Source organism: Peterkaempfera griseoplana (assembly GCF_001418575.1).
Classification (GTDB): domain Bacteria; phylum Actinomycetota; class Actinomycetes; order Streptomycetales; family Streptomycetaceae; genus Peterkaempfera; species Peterkaempfera griseoplana.
Genome location: NZ_LIQR01000461.1, coordinates 1 through 10,627, shown reverse-complemented (window position 1 = coordinate 10,627; position 10,627 = coordinate 1). Strand labels below are relative to the sequence as shown.

The window sequence follows — 10,627 nt, the reverse complement described above, 5'->3', positions numbered from 1 at the left end:
CAGCGCCCCGGCGGGCGGCGGGTCGGGCAGGGCCAGCCCGGTGGCGGCGGGATCGCCCCAGCAGGCGGCCTGCAGGGCGAACGGGGTGAGGTCGGCGAGGGCGATCTCAGGCGCCGGATAGGCGGCCGCGCGGGCGTCCTCGGCCTGGTGCCAGCAGCGGTAGACGGTGCCGGGGGCCTCGCGTCCGGCCCGTCCGGCGCGCTGCCGGGCGGCGGCCAGCGAGGCCCGTACGGTGACCAGGGTGCTCAGCCCGCGCGCATGGTCGGTCCGCGGCTCCCTGGCCAGTCCGCAGTCGACGACGGCGCGCACTCCCGGCACCGTCAGGCTGGACTCGGCGACCGAGGTGGCCAGGACCACCCGGCGGCGCTCGGCGGGGGCCAGCACCGCGTCCTGGACCTCGGGCGGCGCCTGCCCGTGGACCTGCAGCACCTCGACGTCCCGCAGTCCGCCCAGCAGGCCCGCGACCCGGGCGATCTCGCCCACGCCGGGCAGGAAGCAGAGCATGTCGCCGGCGCACTCGGAGAGCGCCCGGCGCACGGTCGCCGCGACATGGTCCAGCAGCGCGGGGTCCACCCGGGTGCCGCGGGGCGGCTGCACCGGCCGCGGCGGGGGTGCCCAGACCACCTCGACCGGGTGGGCGGTGCCCTGGGCGGCCACCACGGGGGCGGGGCCGCCGTCGCCGCCGAGCAGCCGTGCCCAGGCGGCGGTGTCGGAGGTGGCGGAGGCGGCGACCAGTCGGAGTCCGGGGCGGAGTGCGGCCCGGACGTCCAGCAGGAAGGCCAGGGCGGTGTCGGCGTCCAGATGGCGCTCATGGCACTCGTCGAGCAGGACGGCGTCGACTCCGGCCAGTTCCGGGTCGCGCTGCAGCCGCTGCAGCAGCACACCCGTGGTGACCACCTCGACCCGTGTGTCCGGGCCGGCCCGGCGTTCGCCGCGCACGCTGGAGCCCACCGTGGCGCCCACCGTCTCGCCGAGCTGCCAGGCCATCCGCCGGGCCGCGGCCCGCACCGCCAGCCGCCGGGGCTCCGCGACGATCACCCGTCCGCTGCCGCCGCCCGGCAGGCCGGGCACCAGTCCGGCCAGCGCCAGGGGCACCAGGGTGGTCTTGCCGGTGCCCGGCGGGGCGCTGAGGACGGCCGCCCCGCGCTCCTCCAGGGCGGCGAGCAGACCGGGTACGGCCTGCCGCACGGGCAGTGCGGCCCAGGGCGGCACCCCGGCGTCGACGGGGCGGGGGCGGTCGGCGGCGGACGCAGGCATGCGGCCAGTCTCCCCGATGGCCCGGTCGGCGTTCCGGGCCGCCGTCCGGGCCTTCTGCCGTGGCGGGGATCAGTCGCGGACGGAGACGAAGACGGCCGTGCCCGGCAGCAGCCGTCCCCGCAGCGGGCTCCAGCCGCCCCACTCCTGCTCCAGGCCCTCGGGCCACTCCGGTTCCACCAGGTCGAGCAGCCGGAAGCCGGCGCCGACGAGTTCGCGGACCCGGTCGCCGAGGGTGCGGTGGTGCTCGACGTAGACGGCGCGGCCCTGCTCGTCCTGCTCGACGTAGGGGCGGCGGTCGAAGTACGAGGAGAGCGCGGTGAGCCCCTCGGGGCCGGGCTCGTCGGGGAAGGCCCAGCGGATCGGGTGGGTGACCGAGAAGACCCAGCGTCCCCCGGGCCGCAGCACCCGGTGCACCTCGCGCATCAGCCGGGCACTGTCCGCGCTGAAGGGGACGGCGCCGTAGGCGGAGCAGGCCAGGTCGAAGGAGCCGTCGGCGAAGGGCAGGACGGCTGCGTCGGCCTGGACAGCGGGGACGGCCGCGGTGGCCCGCCCCGCCGCGATGTGGTCGGCGTCGATCCGGCGGGAGTGCTGGAGCTGGCGGAAGGAGATGTCCAGGGCGACCGGCAGGGCGCCGCGTCCGGCGAGCCAGCGGGAGCACTGGGCGGCTCCGGCGCCGATCTCCAGCACGCGCCGCCCGGTGAGCGCGGCCGGGTCGCCGAGCAGTCGGGCGTCGGCCTCGTCGAGGCCCTCGGGGCCCCAGACGAAGCGGTCGTCGCCGAGGAAGGCGCCGTGTTCGCCCTGGTACTCGTCGGCGTTGCGGTCCCACCAGTGGCGGCTGGCGCGGCTGCTCTCGCCGGGGCCGGCGGGGCGCCGTACGGCGTCAGCGCCGTCGTCCCCGTCGCCCGGCAGGGCGAAATCTTCCTCGAACGGCTTCTTGGCGGGGGTGGTCGGGTGCGTCATCCTGCCCATCGCGTAGGGTTGGGGGTGCGGAAAGCGCCACTGTTTCCGGTCCGGCTCGGTTTCCGAGCAGGGCCGGCGGCGGCATCCGGGGAGCGGGCCACTGCGGCTGCCGTCTCCGACCCGTCAGACGGTCGGAGGTGCGGCAAATGGAGGATATGGCCTGATCCATCACGGCCTCGGCCAACCTGCGCCATCCGGCGTTGACCGTGCCTGGCTGTCCCCGTATGCTACAAGTTGCGCTGCGGGCCTGCGCGCCTCGGACGGAGCAGGTCGCGCTCGCATCTGTCGATGACCCCACGGTCGCAAGTCGGGGTGCCGGTCCTGCATACGCAGGAGGATCCGGTACTCCTCCTCTTGGCTGTCCGGCCCTCGGTAGGAGCGATACGGGCCCTCCGCGTTGCAGTACCTACGACTTCATGTCCGTACCGGAGCCCTTTTCCTAATGACGAGCAGCACCGACTCTTCCCGCACCACCCCGCAGGTGGCGGTCAACGACATCGGTTCCGAGGAAGACTTCCTCGCCGCGATCGACGAGACGATCAAGTACTTCAACGACGGCGACATCGTCGACGGCGTCATCGTGAAGGTCGACCGGGACGAGGTCCTGCTCGACATCGGTTACAAGACCGAGGGCGTCATCCCGTCCCGAGAGCTGTCGATCAAGCACGATGTCGACCCGCACGAGGTCGTCGCCGTGGGCGACAACATCGAGGCCCTGGTCCTCCAGAAGGAGGACAAGGAGGGGCGCCTGATCCTCTCGAAGAAGCGTGCCCAGTACGAGCGTGCTTGGGGCACCATCGAGAAGATCAAGGAAGAGGACGGCATCGTCACCGGTACCGTCATCGAGGTCGTCAAGGGTGGTCTCATCCTCGACATCGGCCTCCGCGGCTTCCTCCCGGCCTCTCTGGTGGAGATGCGCCGCGTCCGCGACCTCCAGCCCTACGTGGGCAAGGAGCTCGAGGCCAAGATCATCGAGCTGGACAAGAACCGCAACAACGTGGTCCTTTCCCGCCGTGCCTGGCTGGAGCAGACCCAGAGCGAGGTCCGCCAGACCTTCCTCACCACCCTGCAGAAGGGCCAGGTGCGCTCCGGCGTCGTCTCCTCGATCGTCAACTTCGGTGCCTTCGTGGACCTGGGTGGCGTCGACGGCCTGGTGCACGTCTCCGAGCTGTCCTGGAAGCACATCGACCACCCGTCCGAGGTTGTCGAGGTCGGCCAGGAGGTCACCGTCGAGGTTCTCGACGTGGACATGGACCGCGAGCGCGTCTCCCTGTCGCTGAAGGCGACCCAGGAGGACCCGTGGCAGCAGTTCGCCCGGACCCACCAGATCGGTCAGGTCGTCCCGGGTAAGGTCACCAAGCTGGTTCCGTTCGGTGCGTTCGTCCGCGTGGACGAGGGCATCGAGGGCCTGGTCCACATCTCCGAGCTGGCCGAGCGCCACGTGGAGATCCCGGAGCAGGTCGTCCAGGTCGGCGACGAGATCTTCGTCAAGGTCATCGACATCGACCTCGAGCGCCGCCGCATCAGCCTCTCGCTGAAGCAGGCCAACGAGTCCTTCGGTGCCGACCCGGCGTCGGTCGAGTTCGACCCGACCCTGTACGGCATGGCCGCGTCCTACGACGACCAGGGCAACTACATCTACCCCGAGGGCTTCGACCCGGAGGCCAACGACTGGCTGCCCGGCTACGAGAAGCAGCGGGAGGAGTGGGAGCGCCAGTACGCCGAGGCGCAGTCCCGCTTCGAGCAGCACCAGGCCCAGGTCATCAAGAGCCGCGAGGCCGATGCCGAGGCTGCTGCCGAGGGTGGCGAGGCTGTCGCCGCTGCCGCCGGCGGTTCCTACTCGTCCTCCAGCGACGAGGGCTCCGGCGCTCTCGCCTCGGACGAGGCGCTTGCCGCGCTGCGCGAGAAGCTGGCCGGCGGCCAGAGCTGATCGCCTGATCGTCTGATCCGAACAGAGCCCCCGAACCGGATGTCCGGTTTGGGGGCTCTGTCGTATATAAGCATGAGATAAGAAGATCATCACAAAGATGTGATCTGCCTCAAAAGGGATGACTATGGGAACCTTCGTGGTTCTCGCCTAGGTTGGAAGGGCGACACCTGACGGGCTTCACCGGCCCCGGAAGCAAGGTCTCCCTATTTATGCTGCTGACCCTCCTGGGGCTGTTCCCACGTCCGCGCCGCCTCCTGCTCCTGCTCATACCCGCCCTCGCCGCCGTGGCGGGCGGCGCCGTCGTCGGCGGGCGCTCACTGCGCCGGCCGCGACGCGGAAGGCAGGCCCGGCGACCGGACACGGGCGTCACCGCGCCCTCCACCGGCGCCCGGTGCCCGCAGGAGAGCGCACCGCCCGCCGCCGGGGGCGAGCCGCCCCGGGAGGCCCCGCCGCGCTGCGGCGGGCTCCTCGCCGCGACCGGGCGCTTCTGCCACCGCCACCGCCGCTGGATCCTGGCGGCCTGGATCGCGGTGCTGGCCACCGGGGTGCTGATCGGCGGCCGGGTCTTCAACAGCGCCGCCACCGGGGCCCAGGCCGCCGGCTCGGAGTCGGCCCGCGGCAGCGCGCTGGTCGCCGCGGCCGATCCCGCCGCAGGGACGGTCACCGCCGTGGTGGACGGCCCCCGGGTGGACGACCCGGCGGTGCGCACCGCCGTCACCGCCGCCGCGCACTCCGTGGCCGCGCTGCCCGGTGTGGTCTCGGTCAGCGACGCCTACAGCGGCCCCGTCCCCGGCTCGGCGCCCGGTTCGGCGCTGCGGGCCGCCGACGGCAGGGCGAGCCTGGTCGTCGTCAGGATGGCCGACGGGAGCAGCGACCGGGCGGTGGACGCGGTCGCCGCACGGCTGGGCTCGGTCCAGCAGGCCGCGCCCGGCAGCAGGGTCACCGTCGGCGGTGACCTGGTGCTCTCCCAGGAGGTCAAGCAGCAGACCGCCAGCGACACCCGGTTCGGTGAACTGGTCACCCTGCCGATCACCCTGGTGGTGATGGTGCTGGTCTTCGGTGGTTTCGCCGCGGCGAGCCTGCCGCTGATCGGCGCGGTGGCGTCGGTCGGCGGCGCCCTGCTGGCGATCTTCGGCTTCAGCCGGGTGATGTCGCTGGACACCAGCGTGCTGCCGATCGCCACCGTGCTGGGTCTCGGCCTGTCGATCGACTACGCCCTGCTGATGGTGAGCCGGTTCCGTGAGGAGCGGGGCAAGGGTGCCTCGGTGGCGGCGGCCGTCGAGCGGACCAGCGCCACCGCGGGTCGCACCGTGGCCTTCTCCGGGGTGACGGTGGCGGTGGCCCTCTCCGGACTGCTCGTCTTCTCCAGCCCCGTCTTCCGGGCCGTCGGCGCCGCCGGCGTGAGCGTGGTGGTGATCACGGTGGCCGCCGGTCTGACCCTGGTCCCGGCCCTGCTGGGTTTCGCGGGACGCCGGATCAAGGCCCCGGCCGAGCCGGTCGCCGACGACGGCTTCTTCGCCCGGACCGTACGGATGGTCCAGCGGCGGGCGCTGCCTGTGGCGCTGGCCGCGGTGGCCCTGCTGGTGGCGGCCGGAGCGCCCTTCCTGACCGCCCGCGCACACACCGCCGGGGCCGAGGTGCTGCCCGCCTCCTTCGCCAGCCGGTCGGTCGCCGACACCGTGCAGCACCGCTTCCCCGCGCAGGTCCCCGCGCCCGTCACCGTCGTGGTGGACGCCCCCCAGGCCGCGGCCCAGCGCTATGCCGCACGGATCGCCGAACTGCCCGGCGTTGCGGGGGTCCGCCCGGCGCAGCAGGCCGCCGAGCACCTCTCCACCGTCGACGTGCTGGTCTCCGGGGACCCCCAGGGCTCCCGGGTGCAGTCGGTGGTCGGGGAGCTGCGGGACCACCGCGACGGGCTGCGTACCTGGGTCACCGGCGACGCCGCCACGGTGGTGGACTTCAAGCAGGAGATCGCCCACCGGGGCCCGATCGCCTTCGCGCTGGTCGCGGCCGGCACCCTGCTGCTGCTCTTCCTGATGACCGGCTCGATCGTGGTGCCCGTGAAGGCGCTGCTGATGAACGTGCTCTCGCTGGGCAGCTCGCTGGGCGCCCTCACCCTGGTCTTCCAGCACGGCTGGTTCAGCGGGCTGCTGGGTTTCCATCCGGCGGGCGGCCTGGAGAGCTATGTGCCGGTGCTGGTGTTCTCCTTCGCCTTCGGCCTCTCCATGGACTACGAGGTCTTCCTGCTGTCGCGGATCAAGGAGCTGCGGGACGAGGGCCACAGCAGCAACCGCGCGGTGGAGCTGGGGCTGCAGCGCAGCGGGCGGATCATCAACTCGGCCGCTCTGCTGATGGTGATCGTCTTCGCGGGCTTCGCGGCGGGACAGATGCTGATGATCAAGGAGATGGGGATCGCCCTGGCGGTCGCCGTCGCGGTGGACGCCACCCTGGTGCGCTGCCTGCTGGTGCCGGCCGCGATGAGCCTCTTCGGCGACTTCAACTGGTGGGCGCCGCGTCCGCTGAAGTGGCTGCACGGCCGGGTGGGCCTGCGTGAGCACGTGGTGCTGCCGCCGTTGCCCTCGCTGCGCCCGCACCTGCCGCAGCTGCCCGCCCTTCCGCAGCTGCCCCCGCAGCTCGCGGCCCGGCTGCCGCACCCCCGGCTGCCCGGGGCGGCCACGGCCAAACCCTGATCCGGGCAGCGGCCGCCGGGGCTCAGCGGGGCGGCGCGGTCCAGCCGTTGGCCTCGGCGATCAGCGCTCCGGCCAGCCGCGCGGAGCGGGTGGCGATCTCCCGGGGCGGCAGGGGCCGGCCGTTCTCCAGCCACCAGGTGACGGACTGCAGCAGGACCGCCGCCAGGACCGCGGGCACCAGTGCGGGCCCGGGCGCGGCGGCCCCGTCCTCGGGCACCTCCAGATGCGTGGTCACCATCGAGGCCAGTGCGGTGCGCATCCGGTCGGCGAACCACGGGCTGCCCTTCCTGCCGAGCAGCGCGCCGTAGAAGCGGTGGCAGGCGTCGATGTGCTCGAAGAACCCCACCCAGCGCTCCAGCGGCGACCGGGAGCCGTCGGCGGCGTCCAGCAGCTCCGCCATCGCCTCGTCGAAGATCTGCTCCACCAGGTGGTACTTGTCGCGGTAGTTGCGGTAGAAGGACGCGCGGCTGACCATGGCCCGCTCGGTGACCTGCCCGACGGTGACCTTGTCGAAGCCGCGCTCCTCGATGAGCTCGACCAGCGCCCCGCGCAGCAGCGTCTGGGTGCGCCGCACCCTGAGGTTCTCGCCCGGCCGAGTCATGTCCCGCCCCCTTGTCCCGACCGGGACACCGCCGCCGGTCTGTTCCTTGTGGCCGTCGCGGCCGGTCGGAAGACTCTGCTGCGGACAGCATGACCGGCTTGGGACACAGTGTCCCGCAGCCCGACAGAGGGAGCATGCCGATGCGCGTCGTCCGGGTCCATGAGTTCGGTCCGCCCGAGGTGCTGCGACTGGAGGAGGCCGAGGCGCCGGAGGCCGTCGCCGACCAGGTGGTGGTGGCGGTGGAGGCCGCGGGGGTGGTCTTCGGCGACATCGTCGTACGGTCGGGGCGGCATCCCTTCCCGGTGCCCTATGTGCCCGGCCTGGAGGTCGGCGGCCGGGTGGTGGAGGTGGGGCCGGACGCCGATCCGGCCCTGCTGGGGCAGTTGGTCGTCGCCGCCACCGCCGACCGCAGCGGCGGCTATGCGGAGCGGGCGGTCGCCGGGAGCGGGCAGGTGTTCGCCGTACCCCGGGGTCTCCCGGTGGAGCAGGCCCTGGCGGTCTTCCAGGCCGGGGCCGTGGCGCTGGGCCTGCTGGAGGTGATGGAGGTCGGGCCGGGTGACACCGTGCTGGTCACCGCCGCGGCCGGCCGGATCGGATCGCTGCTGGTCCAGCTCGCCGCGGCGGCCGGGGCGCGGGTGGTGGCCGCCGCCCGGGGCGCGGCGAAGCTCGACCTGGCGCTGCGGCTGGGCGCGGCCGCCGCCGTCGACTACGACAGCCCCGACTGGGTGGAGCGGGTGCGGGCCGCGACCGGCGGCCGGGGGGCGGACGTCGTCCTGGACGCCATCGGTGGGGAACTCGGGCGTCAGGCCGCGCTTGCCGCCGCCGGGGGCACCGGACGGCTGGGGGTGTACGGCTTCACCTCCGGGAGCTGGACCGACGTGGGATCCGGGGAACTGGCCGGTCGCGGCGTCACCGGGAGCAGGCCGCTGACCCTCGCCTTTCGGCAGCCCGCCGGGGTGCAGCGGGCGCGCAGCGAGCGGGCGCTCGCTCAGGCCGCCGCGGGCCGGCTGGTCCCCGTGGTCGACCGTGCCTTCCCGCTGGAGCGGGCGGCGGCCGCGCACCACCGTCTGGAGCAGCGCCGCAGCGCCGGGGCGGTGCTGCTCACCCCCTGAGCGCTCCCGGTCCGGCGCGACCCTGCCCGCCGCCGGTCGCCCGGCCGCGGACTGCCCGGCCGGGCAGCCCCCGGAGCGGCATACCGGCGAACGGGGGGCGTACGGCGGAGGCGGCTGCCGCAGGTGCCGCACGCTGAGGGAGGATGCGGTGCGAGGAGGGGTCCCCTCGCACCCGGGCGGTCGTGGCCGGCAGCCGTGGCCGCCCCCGGGCGGCGTACCGGTGTGTCGTCCGCCGTCCGGGGCACCCGCGGAGAAGGGCGGGACCCGGAGGATCACGCCGTACGACAGGGAGCAGAGCAATGAACGCGCGCATGCGGGCCGTCGTCCAGGACGACTTCGGCGGCCCCGAGGTGCTGCGGACGGCCGAGGTGGACCGTCCGTCGCCGATCCCCACCGAGGTGCTGGTGCGGGTCCACGCGGCCGGGGTCAACCCGGTGGACGCCAAGACCCGCGCCGGCAAGGGCATGGCCGGCCTGCAGGGCGACCCGCCCCTTGTGCTGGGGTGGGACGTCTCCGGCGTGGTGGAGGAGGCCGGCTTCGGCGTCACCACCCTGAAGCCCGGCGACGAGGTCTTCGGGATGCCCTGGTTCCCGCGCCCCGCCCGGGCCTTCGCCGAGTATGTGACCGCTCCGTCCCGGCACTTCGCCCGCAAGCCCGCGGGACTCACCCACGCCGAGGCGGCGGCGTTGCCGCTGGCGGGCCTCACCGCCTGGCAGGTGCTGGTCGACACCGCCGGGGTGACCGCGGGACAGCGGGTGCTGATCCATGCGGCGGCCGGCGGGGTGGGGCATCTGGCGGTGCAGATCGCCAAGGCGCGGGGGGCCCATGTGATCGGTACCGCCCGCGCGGCCAAGCACGACTTCCTGCGGTCGCTGGGCGCCGACGAGACCGTGGACTACACCGCGGTGGCCTTCGAGGAGGTCGTGCGGGAGGTCGACGTGGTGATGGACAACATCGGCGACGCGGACCATCTGCGGCGGTCCCTGCGGACGCTGCGCCCCGGCGGGCTGCTGGTCGCGGTCCCCTCCGGCGGCGACCCCACCGTGGCCGAGGAGGCCCGGGAGCGGGGTCTTCGGATGACCTCGTTCCTGGTCGAGCCCGACCAGCGGGGGCTGCTGGAGCTGACGGCGCTGGTGGAGTCGGGGCGGTTGCGGCCCGAGGTCGAGAGCGTGCTGCCGCTCGCCGACGCGGCCAGGGCCCACCAGTTGGTGGAGTCGGGCCGTACCCAGGGCAAGGTGGTGCTCGGCGTCGTCTGACCGGAACCGCCGCGGTGGGCCGGGCCGGGCGCCCGACCCGGCCCGCCGCCGCGGCGGTAGCCTGGCCCGATGCTGAGAGTGGGCCTGACCGGCGGTATCGGCGCCGGCAAGAGCGAGGTGTCCGGGCTGCTGGCGGCGCTGGGCGCGGTGATCGTCGACGCGGACCTGATCGCCCGCGAGGTCGTCGAGCCGGGCACACCCGGGCTGGCCGCTGTGGTCGCCGAGTTCGGCGAGGAGGTGCTGCGGCCGGACGGCACCCTGGACCGGCCCGCCCTCGGCAAGGTGGTCTTCGCGGATCCGGCGCGGCTGGCCGCGCTCAACGCCATCGTCCATCCCCTGGTACGGGACCGCTCGGCCGAGCTGGAGGCCGCGGCCGGGGCCGCCGACGTGGTGGTGCAGGACGTCCCGCTGCTCGCGGAGAACGGGCTGGCGCCGCTCTACGACCTGGTCGTGGTGGTGGACGCCCCGGACGAGGTGCGCCTGGACCGCCTGGTGCGGCTGCGCGGCATGGCCGAGGACGAGGCCCGTGCCCGGATGTCTGCCCAGGCCGCCCGCGCGGACCGGCTGGCGGTGGCCGATGTGGTGATCGACAACTCCGGGGCGCTGGCCGAGCTGGAGCCCCGGGTCCGTGAGGTGTGGGAGCAGCTGCGGGCCAGGGCCGCCGCCGACGCCTGAGCGGGCACCGGCCGACGCGCCGCCCGCCGCGCGGACGGCCCGCGCGGCGGGTGTACGGATAACAGGCCTAAGAGGCCGGACCCGGCGTTACCCCCGGTCCGGCCCCGGGCAGCGGCAGCGACCGCCTCAGAAAGTGTTGGGTAACT

8 protein-coding genes are annotated in these 10,627 nt (G+C 74.1%); 5 read left to right on the top strand and 3 right to left on the bottom strand.

Features of this window, described 5'->3' with window-relative positions; genetic code table 11:
- Both AOK09_RS29770 and AOK09_RS29765 read right to left on the bottom strand, forming a co-directional pair.
- Positions 1-1,257: helicase-related protein (locus tag AOK09_RS29770; RefSeq protein ID WP_265736750.1), on the bottom strand; the 1,257-nt coding region annotated here is incomplete at its 3' end.
- Between the two features lie 69 nt (positions 1,258-1,326).
- Entirely contained in the window at positions 1,327-2,217 is an 891-nt protein-coding gene (locus AOK09_RS29765; RefSeq protein ID WP_055590338.1) for a class I SAM-dependent methyltransferase, read from the bottom strand.
- A 442-nt stretch (positions 2,218-2,659) separates the two neighbouring features.
- On the opposite strand from AOK09_RS29765, the gene rpsA reads away from it, so the two are divergent.
- Positions 2,660-4,147 carry a 30S ribosomal protein S1 gene (gene rpsA / locus AOK09_RS29760; protein ID WP_055590336.1) on the top strand — a complete coding sequence of 496 codons (1,488 nt, stop codon included), beginning with the start codon at positions 2,660-2,662 and terminating at the stop codon, positions 4,145-4,147.
- A gap of 209 nt (positions 4,148-4,356) precedes the next feature.
- Positions 4,357-6,837: an MMPL family transporter gene (locus AOK09_RS29755; protein ID WP_055590335.1), complete on the top strand. Its 2,481-nt coding sequence runs from the start codon at positions 4,357-4,359 to the stop codon at positions 6,835-6,837.
- 22 nt (positions 6,838-6,859) lie between these two features.
- Here the strand turns inward: AOK09_RS29755 and AOK09_RS29750 are convergent, their stop codons facing one another.
- Positions 6,860-7,438 carry a TetR/AcrR family transcriptional regulator gene (locus AOK09_RS29750; RefSeq protein ID WP_055590334.1) on the bottom strand — a complete coding sequence of 193 codons (579 nt, stop codon included), beginning with the start codon at positions 7,436-7,438 and terminating at the stop codon, positions 6,860-6,862.
- A 140-nt stretch (positions 7,439-7,578) separates the two neighbouring features.
- Between AOK09_RS29750 and AOK09_RS29745 the strand changes: the two genes are divergently transcribed.
- From AOK09_RS29745 to coaE, 3 genes are all read left to right on the top strand, one after another.
- Positions 7,579-8,550, top strand: a complete 972-nt coding sequence (locus AOK09_RS29745) for a zinc-binding dehydrogenase (RefSeq protein ID WP_055590333.1) — start codon at positions 7,579-7,581, stop codon at positions 8,548-8,550.
- A 299-nt stretch (positions 8,551-8,849) separates the two neighbouring features.
- A complete protein-coding gene (locus AOK09_RS29740) occupies positions 8,850-9,806 on the top strand; it encodes an NADP-dependent oxidoreductase (protein ID WP_245687538.1) in 957 nt (318 codons plus the stop codon).
- Between the two features lie 69 nt (positions 9,807-9,875).
- On the top strand, positions 9,876-10,481 hold the full coding sequence (coaE, locus tag AOK09_RS29735) for a dephospho-CoA kinase (RefSeq protein WP_055590332.1): 606 nt from the start codon (positions 9,876-9,878) through the stop codon (positions 10,479-10,481).
- Positions 10,482-10,627 lie beyond the last annotated feature (146 nt).

Excerpts from the sequence above, each read along its gene's own strand:
- AOK09_RS29745 (WP_055590333.1), top strand. The coding sequence starts at position 7,579 with ATGCGCGTCGTCCGGGTCCATGAGTTCGGTCCGCCCGAGGTGCTGCGA.
- rpsA (WP_055590336.1), top strand. The coding sequence starts at position 2,660 with ATGACGAGCAGCACCGACTCTTCCCGCACCACCCCGCAGGTGGCGGTC.
- coaE (WP_055590332.1), top strand. The coding sequence starts at position 9,876 with ATGCTGAGAGTGGGCCTGACCGGCGGTATCGGCGCCGGCAAGAGCGAG.
- AOK09_RS29740 (WP_245687538.1), top strand. The coding sequence starts at position 8,850 with ATGAACGCGCGCATGCGGGCCGTCGTCCAGGACGACTTCGGCGGCCCC.
- AOK09_RS29750 (WP_055590334.1), bottom strand. The coding sequence starts at position 7,438 with ATGACTCGGCCGGGCGAGAACCTCAGGGTGCGGCGCACCCAGACGCTG.
- AOK09_RS29765 (WP_055590338.1), bottom strand. The coding sequence starts at position 2,217 with ATGACGCACCCGACCACCCCCGCCAAGAAGCCGTTCGAGGAAGATTTC.
- AOK09_RS29755 (WP_055590335.1), top strand. The coding sequence starts at position 4,357 with ATGCTGCTGACCCTCCTGGGGCTGTTCCCACGTCCGCGCCGCCTCCTG.